Annotated in this window: 17 protein-coding genes; 13 read left to right on the top strand and 4 right to left on the bottom strand. The window is 71.8% G+C overall.

Annotated elements, in window-relative coordinates:
* Nucleotides 1–165 precede the first annotated feature (165 nt).
* Nucleotides 166–1,539, bottom strand: a complete 1,374-nt coding sequence (locus RFN52_RS15990; protein ID WP_311240963.1) for a type III PLP-dependent enzyme domain-containing protein — start codon at nt 1,537–1,539, stop codon at nt 166–168.
* Between the two features lie 129 nt (nt 1,540–1,668).
* Here RFN52_RS15990 and hutU point away from each other — a divergent pair, with 129 nt between their 5' ends.
* The 5 genes from hutU (at nt 1,669) to RFN52_RS15965 (ending at nt 7,607) form a co-directional block, all read left to right on the top strand.
* Nucleotides 1,669–3,333, top strand: coding sequence for a urocanate hydratase (hutU, locus tag RFN52_RS15985; protein ID WP_184847116.1), 1,665 nt, complete (start codon nt 1,669–1,671; stop codon nt 3,331–3,333).
* Nucleotides 3,330–4,547 (top strand): allantoate amidohydrolase, encoded by a 1,218-nt coding sequence (locus tag RFN52_RS15980; RefSeq protein WP_184847113.1) that lies wholly within the window; start codon nt 3,330–3,332, stop codon nt 4,545–4,547. Before hutU ends, RFN52_RS15980 begins: the two co-directional genes overlap by 4 nt.
* Complete coding sequence (locus tag RFN52_RS15975; RefSeq protein WP_184847111.1) at nt 4,538–5,890, top strand: formimidoylglutamate deiminase; 1,353 nt, start codon at nt 4,538–4,540, stop codon at nt 5,888–5,890. The genes RFN52_RS15980 and RFN52_RS15975 overlap by 10 nt, the downstream gene beginning before the upstream one ends.
* Nucleotides 5,887–7,218, top strand: a complete 1,332-nt coding sequence (gene hutI, locus RFN52_RS15970; protein ID WP_184847109.1) for an imidazolonepropionase — start codon at nt 5,887–5,889, stop codon at nt 7,216–7,218. Before RFN52_RS15975 ends, hutI begins: the two co-directional genes overlap by 4 nt.
* A 68-nt stretch (nt 7,219–7,286) precedes the next feature.
* The gene (locus tag RFN52_RS15965; RefSeq protein WP_184847107.1) at nt 7,287–7,607 is read left to right on the top strand and encodes a hypothetical protein; all 321 of its coding nucleotides are present in this window, start codon (nt 7,287–7,289) and stop codon (nt 7,605–7,607) included.
* A gap of 96 nt (nt 7,608–7,703) precedes the next feature.
* Here RFN52_RS15965 and RFN52_RS15960 read toward each other — a convergent pair whose 3' ends face one another.
* Nucleotides 7,704–8,618 carry an RNA polymerase sigma factor SigF gene (locus tag RFN52_RS15960; RefSeq protein ID WP_373308553.1) on the bottom strand — a complete coding sequence of 305 codons (915 nt, stop codon included), beginning with the start codon at nt 8,616–8,618 and terminating at the stop codon, nt 7,704–7,706.
* Nucleotides 8,619–8,869: 251 nt separating this feature from the next.
* On the opposite strand from RFN52_RS15960, the gene RFN52_RS15955 reads away from it, so the two are divergent.
* The 4 genes from RFN52_RS15955 (at nt 8,870) to RFN52_RS15940 (ending at nt 12,071) form a co-directional block, all read left to right on the top strand.
* Nucleotides 8,870–9,247, top strand: coding sequence for an STAS domain-containing protein (locus tag RFN52_RS15955; protein ID WP_031102780.1), 378 nt, complete (start codon nt 8,870–8,872; stop codon nt 9,245–9,247).
* A 243-nt stretch (nt 9,248–9,490) separates the two neighbouring features.
* Nucleotides 9,491–10,045, top strand: a complete 555-nt coding sequence (locus tag RFN52_RS15950; RefSeq protein ID WP_184847103.1) for an ATP-binding protein — start codon at nt 9,491–9,493, stop codon at nt 10,043–10,045.
* 272 nt (nt 10,046–10,317) lie between these two features.
* Entirely contained in the window at nt 10,318–11,019 is a 702-nt protein-coding gene (locus RFN52_RS15945; RefSeq protein ID WP_184847101.1) for an LPXTG cell wall anchor domain-containing protein, read from the top strand.
* A gap of 59 nt (nt 11,020–11,078) precedes the next feature.
* Complete coding sequence (locus RFN52_RS15940; RefSeq protein WP_184847099.1) at nt 11,079–12,071, top strand: hypothetical protein; 993 nt, start codon at nt 11,079–11,081, stop codon at nt 12,069–12,071.
* A 58-nt stretch (nt 12,072–12,129) separates the two neighbouring features.
* Here the strand turns inward: RFN52_RS15940 and RFN52_RS15935 are convergent, their stop codons facing one another.
* On the bottom strand, nt 12,130–13,635 hold the full coding sequence (locus RFN52_RS15935; protein WP_184847097.1) for a peptide MFS transporter: 1,506 nt from the start codon (nt 13,633–13,635) through the stop codon (nt 12,130–12,132).
* Between the two features lie 515 nt (nt 13,636–14,150).
* Here RFN52_RS15935 and RFN52_RS15930 point away from each other — a divergent pair.
* Nucleotides 14,151–14,828, top strand: a complete 678-nt coding sequence (locus RFN52_RS15930) for a response regulator transcription factor (protein ID WP_062927250.1) — start codon at nt 14,151–14,153, stop codon at nt 14,826–14,828.
* A 36-nt stretch (nt 14,829–14,864) separates the two neighbouring features.
* Nucleotides 14,865–16,136 carry a sensor histidine kinase gene (locus RFN52_RS15925; RefSeq protein WP_184847095.1) on the top strand — a complete coding sequence of 424 codons (1,272 nt, stop codon included), beginning with the start codon at nt 14,865–14,867 and terminating at the stop codon, nt 16,134–16,136.
* Between the two features lie 10 nt (nt 16,137–16,146).
* Here the strand turns inward: RFN52_RS15925 and RFN52_RS15920 are convergent, their stop codons facing one another.
* Nucleotides 16,147–16,659, bottom strand: a complete 513-nt coding sequence (locus RFN52_RS15920; protein WP_229856777.1) for a GtrA family protein — start codon at nt 16,657–16,659, stop codon at nt 16,147–16,149.
* A 162-nt stretch (nt 16,660–16,821) separates the two neighbouring features.
* On the opposite strand from RFN52_RS15920, the gene RFN52_RS15915 reads away from it, so the two are divergent.
* Nucleotides 16,822–17,961, top strand: a complete 1,140-nt coding sequence (locus RFN52_RS15915; RefSeq protein ID WP_184847093.1) for a 5-(carboxyamino)imidazole ribonucleotide synthase — start codon at nt 16,822–16,824, stop codon at nt 17,959–17,961.
* Nucleotides 17,958–18,485, top strand: a complete 528-nt coding sequence (gene purE / locus RFN52_RS15910) for a 5-(carboxyamino)imidazole ribonucleotide mutase (RefSeq protein WP_078885255.1) — start codon at nt 17,958–17,960, stop codon at nt 18,483–18,485. Before RFN52_RS15915 ends, purE begins: the two co-directional genes overlap by 4 nt.
* Nucleotides 18,486–18,488 lie beyond the last annotated feature (3 nt).

Here is an 18,488-nt window from a genome sequence, read left to right as displayed (position 1 = left end):
CCCCTGGGCAATTCGCCGGCGCTGGTGACCGGACAGCGGTCGTCCCACCTAGGGGCGCTGGGCTGTATCGATGTGCGGCTCCGCCGCGTTGGCGTGACAAGCCACGACGCACCCGCGGCCGAAAACCCACGGACCTCCCACGGCGCTGCACCCGAGGCCGAAGCCCTACGGAACCTCCCACCCCGCTCGCGTCAACGCATCCACCTCCGCCCCACCCGACTCCGCGACGACCTCCTCCACGGTCTGCGCCCGCCGCACCACCGCGAACCGCCCACCCGGCAGGAACCCGTAAACGCCTGGCCGCACCAGCGAGTTGTAGCCGTAGTGGTGCGCGAAGTAGTACGCCCCGGTGTCCAGCGCCGCCGCGTAGTCCCCCTGCTCCAGCAACGGCATGGACCGCCCCTCCGCCAGCAGGTCGCCCGCGAAACAGGCCGGCCCCGCGACGTCCTGCACCACCACCGGCCCCTCCTTCGGCCGCCCCTTCGCGTCGTACGCGGCGATCCGCAACGGCCAGCTCCCCGGCGCGTACACCGTCCGCGCGGCCACCTGCACCCCGGCATGCGTCACCGCCACGGCCCGCCCGCCGGAGGTCTTCGCGTACTCGACCCGTGCCACCACCGTCCCGTGCTTCGCCAGCAGTGACCGCCCGAACTCGGTGACCAGCCCGTACCGCCCGTCGAACAGCCCCGGAACCTCCCCGGCCAGCAGCCGCGCGTACCGCGCGTACGTCGGGGTCGTCGCGTCCGACGCGAAGTTCACACGCAGGCCGCCGCCGATGTCGAGCGTGTCGACCTGCCGCCGCCCGGCCCGCCGGTTGATCTCCTCGGCCAGCGCGTACGTCTCCGCCACGCCCCGCGTCATCAGGGCCGGCGGGATCCCCTGGGAGCCGGTGTGCGCGTGCAGGCGGGTCAGCCACGGCCGGTCCAGATACGCCTGGACGACCCACTCCCGGGCCCCCTCGTCGCGCAGCGCCACCCCGAACTTCGAGGTGGCCGTCGCCGTGGACAACGCCTCGATGGAACCGCCTCCGACCTGCGGGTTCACCCGGATTCCGAGAGGGGAGCGGCCGGCCCCCGACCGCATCAGGGCGTCGATGCGGTCCAGCTCCTGCGGATTGTCCGCGTTGACGGCGATGCCCAGGGACAGCGCCTCGCGCAGCTCGGCCGGGGTCTTCGCGGGGGAGTCCAGCACCGTCATCTCCACCGGCATGCCCGCCGCCCGCGCCAGGGCCAGCTCCCCGGGGCTCGCGACCTCCGCGCCCACGCCCTCCTCCCGCAGCAGCCGCAGCACCGGCACCAGCGGGGTCGCCTTCACCGCGAAGGCGTGCAGCACGGGCGTGCCCGGCGCCGCCACCGCGGCGAACGCCGCCCGCAGCTCCGCCGCCGACTCCCGGATGCCGGTGAGGTCCAGCAACCCGACGATGGGGCTGTCGGGCCCCAGCAGCCCCTGCTCCACGGCCGCCCGCACCGCCTCGTCCCGCCGGGCCGCCCGCCCGGCTCCGGCGTCGCCCGCGTCTTCCGCCTCGATGTGTGCGCCCATGCATCCAGCCAAACACCCCCCGCACCGCCGCGCCGACACCCCGACGTATTGACTAGCCCTATTCATGAGGTCAGGATGTGAATAGGAGCAGCAACATTCCGCCGGGAGCACCCACCCAGGAGGCAGACCATGTCAGGACCCCGCCCCGTCCGAGCACCGCGCGGCACGGAACCGAGCGCCCTGGGATGGCAGCAGGAAGCCGCCCTGCGGATGCTGCAGAACAACCTCGACCCGGAGGTCGCCGAGCACCCCGACAAGCTCGTCGTCTACGGCGGTACCGGCAAGGCCGCCCGCGACTGGCGCTCCTTCGACGCGATGGTGCGCACGCTGCAGGGGCTGAAGCAGGACGAGACCATGCTGGTCCAGTCCGGCCGCCCCGTCGGCGTCATGCAGACCCACGAGTGGGCCCCGCGCGTCCTCATCGCCAACTCCAACCTCGTCGGCGACTGGGCCAACTGGGAGGAGTTCCGCCGCCTCGAACACCTCGGCCTGACCATGTACGGGCAGATGACCGCCGGTTCCTGGATCTACATCGGCACCCAGGGCATCCTCCAGGGCACCTACGAGACCTTCGCCGCGGTTGCCGCCAAGAAGTTCGGCGGGACGCTGGCCGGCACCATCACCCTGACCGCCGGCCTCGGCGGCATGGGCGGCGCCCAGCCGCTCGCCGTGACCATGAACGACGGCGTCGCGATCTGCATCGACTGCGACCCGCGTGCCATCGACCGGCGCATCGAGCACCGCTACCTGGATGTGAAGGCCGACTCCCTGGACCACGCGCTCCGGCTGGCGACCGAGGCGCGTGACGCCCGCCGCCCCCTCTCCATCGGCGTCCTCGGCAACGCGGCCGAGCTGCTCCCGCAGCTCCTCGCCATGGGCGCCCCCATCGACATCGTGACCGACCAGACCTCGGCCCACGACCCGCTCGCCTACCTGCCGCTGGGCACCGCCTTCGAGGACATGGCCGACGCCGCCGCCAAGGACCCGGCGGGCTTCACCACCCGGGCCCGCGAGTCCATGGCCCGGCACGTGGAGGCCATGGTCGGCTTCATGGACGCCGGTGCCGAGGTCTTCGACTACGGCAACTCCATCCGCGGCGAGGCCCAGCTCGCCGGATACGACCGGGCGTTCTCCTTCCCCGGCTTCGTCCCCGCCTACATCCGCCCCCTGTTCTGCGAGGGCAAGGGCCCGTTCCGCTGGGCCGCCCTGTCCGGCGAGGCCTCCGACATCGCCAAGACCGACAAGGCGATCCTCGACCTCTTCCCGGAGAACGAGTCCCTGGCCCGCTGGATCAAGATGGCCGGCGAACGCGTCCACTTCCAGGGCCTGCCCGCCCGGATCTGCTGGCTCGGCTACGGCGAGCGGGACAAGGCCGGTGAGCGGTTCAACGACATGGTCGCGAGCGGGGAGCTGGCCGCGCCGGTCGTCATCGGCCGTGACCACCTCGACTGCGGTTCCGTCGCGTCCCCCTACCGGGAGACCGAGGCCATGCTCGACGGCTCCGACGCCATCGCCGACTGGCCGCTGCTGAACGCCATGGTGAACGTGGCCTCCGGCGCCTCCTGGGTGTCGATCCACCACGGCGGCGGCGTCGGCATGGGCCGGTCGATCCACGCCGGGCAGGTGACCGTGGCCGACGGCACGCCCCTCGCGGGCGAGAAGATCCGCCGGGTGCTCACCAACGACCCCGGCATGGGCGTCATCCGGCACGTCGACGCCGGATACGACATCGCGGAGTCGGTGGCGGGGGAGCGGGGCGTGCGCGTCCCGATGCGCGAGGGTGACGGCGCGTGAGTTTCCACAGCATGTGGGCGGAGCTGCTGCCGGTCGGCCGCAGCTCCGCGTCCGGCGGCTACCGCCGCTTCGCCTGGACGGACGCCGACACCGACTGCCGGGCCTGGTTCGAGGAGCAGGCCACGGCCCGCGGGCTGCGCCACGAGGTCGACCGGAACGGCAACCAGTGGGCCTGGCTGGGCGACCCCGCCGAGGGCGACGCCGTCGTCACCGGCTCGCACCTGGACTCCGTGCCGGACGGCGGCGCCTTCGACGGCCCCCTCGGCGTCGTGTCCGCCTTCGCCGCGCTGGACGAGCTGCGCGGCAGGGACGCCCGCTTCGACCGGCCCCTGGCCATCGTGAACTTCGGCGACGAGGAGGGCGCCCGGTTCGGGCTCGCCTGCGTCGGCTCCCGGCTCACCGCCGGGCAGCTCACCCGCGAGCAGGCGCACCGCCTCACCGACGGCGACGGCGTGACGCTGCCCCGGGCCATGGAGGCGGCCGGCTATGACCCGGACGCCGTCGGGCCGGACCCCGAACGGCTCGCCCGCATCGGCGCCTTCGTCGAACTGCACGTCGAACAGGGCCGGGCCCTGGACCTGTCCGGCGACCGGGTCGGCATCGCCAGCGCCATCTGGCCGCACGGCCGGTGGCGGTTCGACTTCCGCGGCGAGGCCAACCACGCCGGCACCACCCGGCTCGCCGACCGGCGCGACCCCATGCTGTCCTACGCCGAGACCGTCCTCGCCGCCCGGCGCGAGGCCGAACTCGCCGGAGCCGTCGCCACCTTCGGCAAGATCGCCGTGGAGCCCAACGGCGTCAACGCCATCCCCTCCCTGGTGCGCGGCTGGCTCGACTCCCGTGCCGAGGACCAGACACGCCTCGACACCGTGGTCGGCGGCATCGAGAAGGCGGCCCGGAGTTACGCGGACGCGCACGGCATCGACCTCGACGTGGTCCGCGAGTCCTTCACCCCCGTCGTCGAGTTCGACCATGCCCTGCGCGACGAACTCGCCCGCATCCTCGGCACGGACACCGGCCTCACCGTCCCCGTCCTCGGCACGGGCGCCGGACACGACGCCGGGATCCTGTCCGGGAGCATCCCGACCGCCATGCTGTTCGTGCGCAACCCCACCGGTGTCTCCCACTCGCCGGCCGAGTCCGCGAGCGAGGACGACTGCGTGGCCGGGGTACTCGCACTCGCCGACGTACTGGAAGGACTGGCGTGCAGGTGACGACAGCAGCCCCGCGGACGTACTGGCTGGAGCACGCCTGGCTCGGCACTCACGTCGAGCCGGGCGTCGCCGTGGAGGTCGCGGACGGCCGCGTCACCGCCGTCCGCGCCGACACCCCCGCCCCGCCTCCCGGGGCCGAGGTCCTGCGCGGGCTCACCCTGCCGGGCCTGGCCAACGCGCACAGCCACGCCTTCCACCGCGCCCTGCGGGGCACCGTCCAGGTCGGCTCCGGCACCTTCTGGACCTGGCGCGAGGTCATGTACGCCACGGCCGGCCGGCTCACCCCGGACAGCTACCACGCCCTCGCCCGCGCCGTGTACGCCGAGATGGCCCTGGCCGGCATCACGGCCGTCGGCGAGTTCCACTACGTCCACCACGCCCCCGGCGGCACCCCCTACGCCGATCCCAACGCGATGGGCGAGGCCCTCATCGCGGCCGCCGCCGAGGCCGGGATCCGCATCACCCTCCTCGACACCGCCTACCTCTCCTCCGGCTTCGGACAGCCGCCCACCACCCACCAGCTCCGCTTCTCCGACGGGGACGCCGAGGCCTGGGCCGCACGCTCTTCACTTCTCAAGGAACGGGATCACGCACGGATCGGGGCGGCGATCCACTCCGTACGGGCCGTGCCCGCCGACCAGTTGGAGACCGTCGCACGGTGGGCCGGGGAGCGGCGGGCTCCGCTCCATGTGCACCTGTCCGAGCAGACCGCCGAGAACGAGGCGTGCCGCGAGGTCCACGGCTGCACCCCGACCCAGCTCCTCGCGCTGCACGGCGTCCTCGGACCGCGCACGACCGGAGTCCACAACACCCACCTCACCGCCGAGGACGTCTCCCTCATCGGCGGCAGCGGCACCGGCACCTGCATGTGCCCGACCACCGAGCGGGACCTCGCGGACGGCATCGGGCCGGCCGTGGCCCTGCAGAACGAGGGCTCCCCGCTCTCCCTCGGCTCCGACAGCCACGCCGTCATCGACCTGCTCGAAGAGGCGCGGGCCATGGAGCTGAACGAGCGGCTGCGCACCCGCACCCGGGGTCACTGGACGGCGGCGGCCCTCCTGCGGGCGGCCTCGGCCGACGGCCACGCGGCCCTCGGCTGGGAGGACGCGGGCGCCCTGGAGCCCGGCGCGCTCGCCGACTTCACCACCATCGCGCTCGACTCGGTCAGGACGGCAGGGCCGCTTCCGCGGCTCGGGGCCGAGACGGCCGTATTCGCCGCGTCGGCAGCGGACGTGTCGCATACGGTCGTGGCAGGTCGGCACGTCGTACGGGACGGGGTCCACTCCCTCGTGCCGGACGTGCCACGAGCCCTCGCGGACGCCGTCGAAGCCCTGCGCGGATGAGCCCGGGCCGCCCGCCCGCGCGGCCCGCCTCCGCCCCCGAACCCGACCCCACCGCCGACCAGGCCACCAAGGACGCCATGAGCAACGCGACGACCGTCAGCCCCGCCCACTCCGCGAGCACCGCAAGCACGCTCATCACGAACATCGCCAGCCTGGTCACCAACGACCCCTCCCTCGGATGGGGGTCCCCCCGTTCGAGCAAATTCGAGAATGGGGGAGGATCCCCCCTCGGACTGGTCCAGGACGCGGCCGTCGTCATCGAAGGCGACCGCGTCGTGTGGACCGGTGATCAAAGCAAAGCACCCGCCACTGACAACCGGATCGACGCCGAAGGCCGGGCGGTCCTCCCGGGTTTCGTGGACTCCCACTCCCACCTCGTCTTCGCGGGCGACCGGACGCAGGAGTTCAACGCCCGCATGTCCGGGCGTCCCTACAGCGCGGGCGGCATCCGCACCACCGTCGCCGCCACCCGGGCCGCGAGCGACGAGGAACTCGAAGCCAACGTCACCCGTTACCTCGCCGAGGCCCTCCGCCAGGGCACCACCACGTTCGAGACCAAGTCCGGCTACGGCCTGACCGTCGAGGACGAGGCCCGCGCCCTGCGCGTCGCCGCCGCCCACACCGACGAGGTCACCTACCTCGGCGCCCACATCGTCGCCCCCGAGTTCGCGGAGGACCCGGCCGGCTACGTCGCGCTCGTCACCGGCGAGATGCTCGACGCCTGCGCCCCGCACGCCCGCTGGATCGACGTCTTCTGCGAGAAGGGCGCCTTCGACGGCGACCAGGCCCGCGCCATCCTCACCGCCGGCAAGGCCCGGGGCCTGCACCCCCGCATCCACGCCAACCAGCTCTCCTACGGCCCCGGCGTGCAGCTCGCGGTCGAGCTCGACGCGGCCAGCGCCGACCACTGCACCCACCTCACGGACGCGGACGTGGACGCCCTGGCGAACAGCCGGACGGTCGCGACGCTGCTGCCCGGTGCCGAGTTCTCCACTCGGGCCCCATGGCCGGACGCCCGGCGGCTGCTGGACGCCGGTGCCACGGTCGCGCTGTCCACGGACTGCAACCCCGGCTCGTCCTTCACCTCGTCCGTCGCGTTCTGCGTCGCGCTGGCCGTACGGGACATGGGGATGACGCCCGACGAGGCGGTGTGGTCGGCCACGGCGGGCGGCGCGGCGGCCCTGCGGCGCACCGACATCGGCCGCCTCACTCCGGGCGCGTACGCCGACCTGACGCTCCTGGACGCGCCGAGCCATGTCCACCTGGCCTACCGCCCCGGCGTCCCGCTGGTCAGCGGTGTATGGCGGCGCGGAGAGCGCGTGGTGTGATCACCGGCCCCGCGATAATGCGGTGCCGCCGGCGGAGGACGACCGGCATCACCGGAGGGCGGGGACGGATGGCGAAGCACTGGTCGGCACCACTGGTGGTGAACCTGCTGCTCGGGATACCGGGCGTGGTGCCGTTCTGGCTGCTCTGGTACCTCGCGGCGAACGGACCGCTCGCCGCGGCCGGCTGGACCACGCGGGAACCGACCGAGAACGACGGCATGGCCCTCTGGCTCGTGATCGTGATCCCCGTCGTCATGCTGTACGGCCTGATCTGGTGGCTCGCCAACCAGCCCCTACGGCGCAGGACGACGCTCGATGCGCCCACTTACTGGCTGCTGAGCCTGACGGCCCCGCTGCTCCCGACGGCCGCGCTGTTCCTCAACTCCTGAGACGCCGCCGGAGCCTGCGGGCAACCACCGGTGCCACGCGCCTCGGGGCGGGCCGTGCGGCCCGCCCCCGAAGGACACGTTCACCCGGGTCGGGGATCACTCCTCGACGGTCAGCCCCTTGCGCAGCCGCACCAGCGTCCGCGACAGCAGACGCGAGACGTGCATCTGCGAAATGCCGAGTTCTTCGCCGATCTCCGACTGGGTCATGCCGGCGACGAACCGCAGGGAAAGGATCTTGCGGTCGCGCGGCGGCAGTTCGGCAATCAGCGGCTTCAACGACTCGACGTACTCGATGCCTTCGAGTCCGTGGTCCTCGTAGCCGATGCGGTCCGCGAGCGCGCCCTCGGAGTCGTCCTCCTCCGGCTGGGCGTCCAGGGAGGAGGCGGTGTAGGCGTTCGAGGCGGCCATGCCCTCGACGACCTCGTCGTTGGAGAGGCCGAGGCGTTCGGCCAGCTCGGCCACCGTGGGGGCGCGGTCGAGCTTCTGGGCCAGTTCGTCACCGGCCTTGGCCAGGTCGAGCCGCAGCTCCTGGAGCCGCCGCGGAACGCGCACGGACCACGAGGTGTCGCGGAAGAAGCGCTTGATCTCGCCGACGATCGTCGGCATCGCGAACGTGGGGAACTCCACACCGCGGGACAGCTCGAAGCGGTCGATCGCCTTGATCAGGCCGATGGTGCCGACCTGGATGATGTCCTCCATCGGCTCGCTGCGGGAGCGGAACCGGGAGGCGGCGAACTTGACCAGCGCGAGGTTCAGTTCGACGAGCGTGTTGCGGACGTACGAGTACTCGTGGGTCCCTTCCTCCAGCGTCTCCAGACGCTCGAAGAGGGTCTTGGACAGGGCCCGGGCGTCGACCGCGTCGACTTCCTCGTACGGGGGGATGTCCGGAAGTCCGGCGAGAAGGCCGTCCTGTGTGACGAGCATCTCGTCCTGCTCGATGGGATCCAGATGTTCCGGAGGGGGTGTCGACGCCGCTTTCTGGGTACGCGAGTCGTCGAGCCGGGGTGACATGATGTCCTCCATCGTTCTCGGCATATGGCTGCCGGAGCCGTTAGGTGCACTGCGGTGTGCGGCGCCTCCAAAGCCGGCCGTGGTCGGGTACGTGTCCTTACTAGGCCTACCCGCTTTCCCGAGCCCACCGCAAGTGCGTTCTGTGGGCATATGTCCGTTTGTGTGTAGTTGTTCGGGTGTCGAAGCGTGCTGGGAAGGCGTAGTGTTCGAGGGCGTCAGCAACCACCTCGACGTCGGGAGAGAGAGACGGCATGGACCGCGGGACGGTCGGCAGCGCACAGTCTGGCCGGCTTCTGGTGGAGGTGCGGGAAGAGGGCTCTAGTGCCGTCGTGACCCCGGCGGGTGAGTTGGATCACCACACCGCCGATTTGTTGCGTGAGCCACTCGAGGACTGCCTCGCCAAGGGATTCAAGCGCCTGGTCATCGATTGCGCGCGCCTGGAGTTCTGCGACTCCACGGGGCTCAACGTGCTCCTCGGGGCGCGGCTGAAGGCGGAGGCCGCCGGTGGCGGCGTCTCGCTCGCCGGCATGCAGCCGGTGGTGGCACGCGTATTCGAGATCACGGGTGCGGATGCGGTCTTCAGCGTCCACGACTCGCTCGAGGCGGCCCTGGCCGACGAGTCGGGCTGACCGGCGGTGTGTCGGTGCGCGGCGCCTCGGACATCCCCCTGTGACCGGTGTGTCGGTCCTGTCACGTCATTCGTGCGGAATACATGGGTGTTCCACTCGCCCGCCAGGGCAGGAGACATCCTGAACCTGTCGGTCGCCGGGGTGACGGGGGCGCCGCGAAACCGCCGCGCCGCGCGCTGCGTGACCGACTGGTCAGTGAATTTTTTGAATCGTGAACTGGTGAATCGGTGAGGTGAAGCGCTGATGAGCACCACCCGGCCTTACTCGCCGGGCGACCGCGGGCCGGAGCCCGGCGGCGCTTCCGGGGCGTCCGAGGGTGGCGTAGCGGCGGCCGGTGCGTCCGGCGAGGGCGTGGGTGCGTCGTCCGGGGCCGTGGCACCGCCGGGGGGTCGGCAGGTGCGCCGGCTGAGCTTCGGCGACGAGAGCGGCGTCGTTCCGCTGGCCCGCGACTTCACCCGCCAGGCGCTGTACGCGTGGGGCTGGCTGCCCGCCGCCTCCGCCGACCAGCGGGCCGCCGCCGAGGACGTGCTGCTGGTCGTCTCCGAGCTGGTCACCAACGCCTGTCTGCATGCCGAGGGGCCGGACCAGCTGCGCATCACCTGCGACAACAAGGTGATCCGGGTCGAGGTCGCGGACCGGGGCACCGGTCAGCCGTCCCCCCGTACCCCGCACCGTGCGGGTCGCCCGGGCGGTCATGGCATGTTCATCGTCCAGCGCCTGTGCCTGGACTGGGGGGTCGTCCGTACGCCGGGAGTCTCCGGCAAGACGGTGTGGGCGGAACTGGGCGCACCCGCCTGATATCGGGCGCATCCGCCTGATATCAGGTGGAACTCGCCCTTTGCGGCATCCGCTTACGACATCGGGGCATATCAGCGCGATTTGGTGCATACCTGTCTTTTCCTGTGCGCACCTGTCGGATTTCCGGCCGTGCGGGCACCCGTGGTGCGTCCGAACGGGTGACCCTGCCGCCGCGGATCCGGCGCGCACTGTGTCTTCCTTCCTCAAGGCCCCGGGCGTACCTTGACGGCCCTATCTGATGCGCCGTCAGGAACAGGAAGGGGAGCGGCACCGTGTCGTACCGGAAACGAACCGCCGTGCTCGCGTCCGCCGCGGCCCTGGCCGGCTCGGCGGTGTGGATGGCCGCCCCCGTCGCCCGGGCCGAGGTCGTCGACGTCAACTACCAGTGCAAGACGCCGATCGGCGACAAGAGTGCCGTCTCGCCCATCGACATCAAGGCCGTCGAGAGGGGTGACGGCTACCGGATCACCATGTCCTGGCAGAAGGGCGTCTCCTCCAGCCCGGTCGAACTGGGCAAGGGTGCGATGACGCCGAGCGCCACCATCGCCCTGGGCGGCGCCGACAGCGGCACCCTGTCGGTGACCGGCCCCGCCAACGACGCCGCGATCCCGGCCAACACCCCCATCAAGATCAGCGACCTGAGCGGCACGTACACGCCGAAGAAGAGCGGCGAGGTCACCTTCACGGCCGGTGTGCTCACCATCAAGGCGCTCGGCACGACGACCACGTGCACCCCGACGAACGACCCGGGTCCGTCCCTCACCCTCGACGTCACGGCCGCGAGCGGCGGCGGCACCACCGGCTCCGCCCAGGGCGGCGGCTCCGGCCCGGACAGCGGTGCCGGACTTCCGCGGACCGGTCCCGAGGACTCGGCCGTCGCCCTCGGCACCCTCGGCGGCACGGTCCTGCTCGTCGGGGCGGCGGGTGCGCTGTGGCTGACGCGGCGTCACCGGGAGGCAGGGGCGGGCCGTTGAGCGCCGCGCACTCTCGCCGAAAGGTGCACCGCTGAGCGCAACGACCGCTGGAGCCGCCGATGCCGCCCGCCGTCCGTCCTACCTATGGGTCACTGCCGGGTCTGCTCGCGCTGCTGCTGCTGGTTCTGGCGGGCGCCGGGCCCGCAGCGGCGGCGGAGCGGCCCGTGGTCGAACTGTCCGCGTCCCAGGCCGGCACGGGCGGGTCTGTCACCGTCGGCGGCAGCGGTTGGCGGCCCCGGGCCCTGCTGACGCTGCTCGTGTGCGGGCAGGCCGAGCCGAAGCGGGGGGTGACCGGCGGCACCAACTCCTGCGCCAACGCCGACGGCCGGGCCGTCACCACCGACGCGGAGGGGCGCTTCCGCCGCGAACTGCCCGTCGTCGAACCGCCGGTGCCATGCCCCTGCGTGGTGCACGTGGCGACCGTGACGGGGGCGGGAGCCGAGGCCGACGCGGCCCTACAGGTCGCCGGACACGCCGTCGAACCGCTGCCGGCGGACGCGTCCGGCGGGCGGCTGTCCCTGCTCGCGGACACGAGGTTGCGGGGCTCCGGCGGTCTGCTCACCTGGTTCGGCTCCCCGCCGGCCCGGACGCTCGTGGTCACCGTCGGCAACGTCGGCACGTCCCCCGTGCGCGACCCGGTCTTCCAGGTCGGAACCTCGCACGGCGTGTTCGCCCCCGAGTGGCAGGACCAGCGGTGGCGGGGCACGATCCGGCCCGGCGGCAAGGCCCGTGTCGAACTGCCCGTGGAGCTCGCCTCCGGGGCGCACGGCGACTACACCGTGACGCTGAAGTACGGCGGCAAGGTGCTCGCCGAACACCCCTGGGGCGTGGGCCGCCCCTGGGGCGTGACGCTGTTCTGGGTCCTCGCCCTGCTGGTCGTCCCCGCGGCGCTGTTCCGTGCCGCGCTGGCCGTGGTCGACCGGGTGCACCCGCGCCGCCCCGGCCACGCGGCCCGGCCGGCCCGGCGTGTGCGGCTGCCCGCCGCCCGCAGGTCCGCGGCCGCGCCCTGGTTCGCCCCGGAGGCCGACCGGTCCGAGGCGCGAAGGCCATGACGAAGGGCCGCCGCACCCCGGGGTGCGGCGGCCCTTCGCCGGAATCCGGTGACCGGCGTCAGCGGACGTCGCCCATCATGGCCTTGACCTTCCTGCGGTACATGTACACCGCGAAGCCGGCGACCACGGCGAGCGCCGCCTCCAGCGCCACGAAGCCCGTCTTGTCGAGGTTGACCCCGCCGACGGCCGGGTTGGACAGCAGCGCGGTGACGGAGTCGCCCGCGGTGACCGCGAGGAACCAGACGCCCATCATCTGCGAGGCGTACTTCGCCGGAGCCATCTTCGTCGTCACGGACAGCCCCACCGGGGACAGCGTCAGCTCACCGACGGTCTGCACGAAGTAGATCGCGACCAGCCACATCGCCGCGGCCTTGTGACCGCCCTCCGCGATCGACAGCGGGGCGAGGAACAGGAAGAAGGACGCACCCACCAGCACCAGGCCGGAGGCGAACTTCACGATGGTGCTCGGCTCCTTGCCGCGCCGGTTCAGCCACAGCCACAGCCAGGCGAAGACGGGCGCCAGCGCCATGATCAGGACCGGGTTGACCGACTGGTACCAGGAGACCGGGAACTCCCAGCCGAAGATCGTGTTGTCGGCGCTCTTCTCGGCGAACAGCGACAGGGTCGAGCCGCCCTGGTCGTAGATCATCCAGAACACGGCGGCGGCCACGAAGAACCAGATGTACGCCGACACCTTCGAGCGCTCGCCGGAGTCCAGGTCCTTGTCGCGCAGGATGCGGGTGATGACCAGGATCGGCACGATCAGGCCGAGCAGCGTGAGCGGGATGAGCGCCCAGTTCAGGGTGAAGTGGCCCGTGCCGCCGACGAGGCCGTAGAAGACCACGGCGACGGCCAGCCAGATCAGGCCCTTGCGCAGGGTGGACGCCTTCTCGGCGGGCGTCAGTGGGGTCGGGACCAGGCTGCTCCTGGCGTCCAGGTGGCGGCTGCCGAGCAGGAACTGCACGAGGCCCAGCGCCATGCCGAGCGCGGCCAGCGCGAAGCCCAGGTGCCAGTCGACGTTCTCGCCGACGGTGCCGATGACCAGCGGCGCGATGAAGGCGCCGAGGTTGATGCCGATGTAGAAGACCGTGAAGCCACCGTCGCGGCGGGGGTCCTCCGGACCGTCGTAGAGGTGGCCGACCATCGTGGAGATGTTGGCCTTCAGCAGACCGGAACCGATGGCGACCAGGCCCAGGCCGACGTAGAAGCTCGCGGCGGCGGGCAGCGCCAGGCACAGGTGGCCGAGCATGATGACCACGCCCGCGACGGCGACCGTCTTGCGGGGGCCGAGCACACGGTCGGCGAACCAGCCGCCGGGCAGGGTGAGCAGGTACACCAGCGACAGGTACACGGCGTAGATCGCCGTCGCCGTGCCCGCGCTGAGGTGCAGGCCACCCGGGGCGACCAGGTACAGCGGGAGCAGGGCCCTCATGCCGTAGTAGGAGAAACGCTCCCACATCTCGGTCATGAACAGAGTGGCCAGTCCGCGGGGGTGGCCGAAGAAGGTCTTCTCGGAACCGGGGGTGCCCGGTCGGGCCGAGTCCTTCGTCAGGCTGGACGCCATGGTCGTTCCTTGCTGCTCGGGACGCGCCCCGCGGCAGCGGTGGTGCGCCCGGTGGGGGCTGCCGGCACCGGTGGGCATGGCCGTCCGCCCGACGCCTGCGGGGGGTCCGCTCCGGGTCACGGAGCGGTGGGCGGTCGCCACCGGGATCCACGCCTCTACGCGCGTCGCCGCACGAGGAGGCCCGGCCACAGGTCGTTTCTCTCGGGGGCCGGCGGGAACCGGCCCGCACACAAAAGAGACCTTCAGGGCACATGGCCTCCGAAGGTCGCCGTGGTGCTACAGGCGTCGATTCACCATACGGCAGGACACCGCCGTGTATGGAAGGACTTGAGGCATGGATCACAGGTGAAGGGGGAACCCTACACACCGATTCCAAGGTCTTTACCAGGATCACACCTCAAAGGCAGAGGTCCGTACGCTTACCCCGGCAACGTAAGAAACGGGTATGCCGACGGTAAGAATCAAGGCATCCGGTCACACCCCAGCTCAGGGCGTCGCAGGTCTACCATCACCTCATGACCCGTGTACTGCTCGCCGAGGACGATGCGTCCATCTCGGAGCCGCTGGCCCGCGCTCTGCGCCGGGAGGGCTACGAGGTCGAGGTCCGCGAGGACGGACCCACCGCTCTCGACGCCGGACTGCAGGGCGGCATCGACCTGGTCGTGCTCGACCTCGGCCTGCCCGGCATGGATGGTCTGGAGGTGGCCCGCCGCCTGCGGGGCGAAGGCCACGCCATCCCGATCCTCATCCTGACCGCGCGCGCCGACGAGGTGGACACCGTCGTCGGGCTCGACGCGGGCGCCGACGACTACGTCACCAAGCCGTTCCGGCTCGCCGAGCTGCTCGCGCGGGTGCGGGCCCTGCTCCGGCGCGGCGCCAGCGAGCCGCAGCAGCCGCCCGCCACCCACGGCGTGCGCATCGACGTCGAGTCCCACCGCGCCTGGATGGGCGAGGAGGAGCTCCAGCTCACCGCGAAGGAGTTCGACCTGCTGCGGGTGCTGGTGCGCGACGCGGGCCGGGTCGTCACCCGCGACCAGCTGATGCGGGAGGTCTGGGACACGACCTGGTGGTCGTCGACCAAGACCCTCGACATGCACATCTCCTGGCTGCGCAAGAAGCTCGGCGACGACGCGGCCAACCCGCGCTACATCGCCACCGTGCGCGGTGTGGGTTTCCGCTTCGAGAAGAGCTGAGCCGCGAGGCAGGCACGGGCGATCGGGTAACAGGACATGCGCCGCCGACTGATCCAGTCCACGCTCGCCGTGGTGCTCGTCGTGATCGCCGTCTTCGGCGTCTCGCTCGTCATCGTCGAGACCCGGACGATCAGCAACAGCGCCCAGGAGCGGGTGGAGTCCGAGGCGGTGCGGCTGGCCAGCATCGTCGACAGCCGGCTCTTCGGGGCGCAGCAGGTCGACGCGGAGGTGCTGCGCGACCAGGTCACGCAGGACCACTACTACGCGGTGATCCGCCTCCCCGGAGAGGCGCCGATCGAGGTCGGCACGAAGCCCGCCGGGGACGTCATCAGCGCGACCGCCCCCGGTGAGGAGGGCGAGACGGTCACCGTCGAGGAGCCGCGCTCCTCGGTGACCCGGGAGGTCGGCCGGACGCTGCTGATCATCGCGCTGGTCGCGCTGCTGGCGGTGGTCGCGGCGGTTCTGCTGGCCGTCCGCCAGGCGAACCGGCTGGCGTCGCCGCTGACCGACCTCGCCGAGACCGCGGAGCGGCTCGGCTCGGGCGATCCGCGCCCCCGGCACAAGCGGTACGGGGTGCCCGAGCTGGACCGGGTGGCCGACGTGCTGGACGGCTCCGCCGAGCGCATCGCCCGCATGCTGACGGCCGAACGCAGGCTGGCCGCGGACGCCTCCCACCAGCTGCGCACCCCGCTCACGGCGCTGTCGATGCGGCTGGAGGAGATCACCCTCACCGACGACCCGGACACCGTGAAGGAGGAGGCGACGATCGCGCTGACGCAGGTCGAGCGGCTGACGGACGTCGTGGAGCGGCTGCTGACGAACTCCCGCGATCCGCGCACCGGCTCCGCCGTCTCCTTCGACCTCGACGAGGTCATCCAGCAGCAGCTCGCGGAGTGGCGCCCGGCGTACCGCAGCGCGGGGCGGGCGATCGTCAGCTCCGGCAAACGGCATCTGCGGGCGGTGGGCACGCCCGGCGCGGTCGCGCAGGTCCTGGCCGCGCTGATCGAGAACTCCCTCATGCACGGCGGCGGCACGGTGGCCCTGCGCACCCGCGTCACCGGCAACCAGGCGGTGATCGAGGTCACGGACGAGGGACCCGGCGTCCCCGCCGACCTCGGCGCCCGCATCTTCGAACGGGCGATCAGCGGCCGCAACTCCACCGGCATCGGCCTGGCGGTGGCCCGTGACCTGGCGGAGGCCGACGGCGGCCGCCTGGAGATGCTCCAGACCAAGCCCCCGGTCTTCGGCCTGTTCCTGTCCCGCACGGCACTGGCCAAGCCCCAGGACGACGAGCCGATGGTCCGCTAGGCAGCTGGGGCTAGGGGACCTGCTGCCTCGTCTTCCGGGCGCCGGCCGAGTCGTTCTGCGGGACCGGGGCCGGGCCCGTCGCAGCCGGTGTCTCCCGGGCGGGGAGGGCGCGGAAGACCCAGGAGCGGTAGGACCAGAAGCGGAACAGGGTCGCGACGCCGATGCCGATGAACTTGAAGACGTTGTTCTGCAGCGGGGTGTTCCAGCCGAAGCCGTACGTGGCCGCGTACAGGACGCCGTTCTCGATGACCAGGCCGACCGCGCTGAACAGCAGGAACAGGGTCATCTCACGGGTACGGCGGCTCTTGTCGCGGTCGCGGTACGTGAAGTAGCGGAAGCCGACGTAGTTGAAGACGATCGCGACGACGGTGGCGATGACGCTCGCGCGCACCACCTGGAGGTCGGTGGTGTGCCGCACCAGGTTGAAGACGACGAGGTTGACCAGCACCCCGGCACCGCCCACCGCGCCGAATTTGGCGACTTCGTGAACGAGCTGCCGGAGCCGAGAGGCACCATGTCCCATGGCCGTGCAGGCCCCCGTCCGTGTGTCGGCGTCAACCCAGCCATGCTAACCACCCTCCCGCGCGATCTTCCTGTGGATGGCCGTGGACGGCAGGAGATGGTCCGGACGGGCCTGGGGAGGGCGGGAAACCGGCCACTCCGGCGCGGCCATTACCCTGGGGGAGTGACGTTCCCGGTAGTCGGCATGGTCGGCGGTGGCCAGCTCGCTCGTATGACACACGAGGCGGGCATCCCGCTGGGCATCAGGTTCAAGCTCCTCAGTGACACCCCGCAGGACTCCGCTGCGCAGGTCGTGAGCGATGTCGTCATCGGCGACTATCGCGACCTCGACACGCTGCGCGAGTTCGCCCGTGGGTGCGATGTGATCACCTTCGATCACGAACACGTACCCACCGAGCACCTCCGGGCCCTGGAGGCGGACGGCATCCCCGTGCGTCCCGGCCCCGACGCGCTCGTGCACGCCCAGGACAAGGGGGTGATGCGCGCGAAGCTCGACGCGATCGGCGTCCCCTGCCCCCGGCACCGGATCGTCTCCGATCCGCAGGACGTGGCCGCCTTCGCGGCGGAGGGCGACGGCTTCCCGGTCGTCCTCAAGACCGTCCGTGGCGGCTACGACGGCAAGGGCGTGTGGGTCGTCGACTCCGCGGAGGAGGCCGCCGACCCGTTCAGGGCCGGCGTCCCCGTGCTCGCCGAGGAGAAGGTCGACTTCCTCCGCGAGCTGGCCGCCAACGTCGTCCGCTCCCCGCACGGCCAGGCCGTCGCCTACCCGGTCGTGGAGTCGCAGCAGGTCAACGGCGTGTGCGACACGGTCATCGCCCCGGCGCCCGACCTCGACGAGGCCCTCGCCCTGGAGGCCTCCGAGATGGCCCTGAACATCGCCAAGGAGCTCGGCGTCGTCGGCCACCTCGCGGTCGAGCTGTTCCAGACCCGCGACGGCCGGATCCTCGTCAACGAGCTCGCGATGCGTCCGCACAACTCCGGCCACTGGTCGATGGACGGCGCCGTCACCAGCCAGTTCGCCAACCACGTCCGCGCGGTCCTCGACCTGCCTCTCGGCGACCCGCGCCCGCGCGCCGGGTGGACGGTCATGGTCAACGTCCTCGGCGGCGACTACCCGGACATGTACTCCGCGTACCTGCACTGCATGGCCCGCGACCCCCAGCTCAAGATCCACATGTACGGCAAGGACGTGAAGCCCGGCCGCAAGGTCGGACACGTCAACACCTACGGCGACGACCTCGACGACGTGCTGGAGCGCGCCCGTCACGCTGCCGGCTACCTGAGAGGCACCATCACCGAATGAGCCCTGTTGTTGGCATCGTCATGGGGTCGGACTCCGACTGGCCCGTCATGGAGGCCGCCGCCAAGGCCCTCGACGAGTTCGAGATCGCCTACGAGGTCGACGTCGTCTCCGCGCACCGCATGCCGCGCGAGATGGTCGCCTACGGCGAGCAGGCCGACGGCCGCGGGCTCAAGGTGATCATCGCCGGTGCGGGCGGGGCCGCCCACCTGCCCGGCATGCTCGCCTCCGTGACCCCGCTGCCCGTCATCGGCGTGCCCGTGCCGCTGAAGTACCTCGACGGCATGGACAGCCTGCTGTCCATCGTGCAGATGCCGGCCGGTGTCCCCGTCGCCACGGTCTCCGTCGCCGGGGCCCGCAACGCCGGTCTGCTCGCGGCCCGCATCCTCGCCGCGCACGACGAGGAACTGCGCGGCCGGATGCGCGACTTCCAGCAGGAGCTGAACGACCAGGCCACCGAGAAGGGCAAGCGCCTGCGCTCCAAGGTCGAGGGCTCCGGCGGATTCGGCTTCGGCGCGGGGAAGTGACGC

This window comes from Streptomyces collinus (genome assembly GCF_031348265.1).
GTDB classification, from domain to species: Bacteria; Actinomycetota; Actinomycetes; order Streptomycetales; family Streptomycetaceae; genus Streptomyces; species Streptomyces collinus.
The sequence above is the reverse complement of the archived record's forward strand: the minus strand, read 5'-3'. Positions and strand labels throughout refer to the sequence as shown.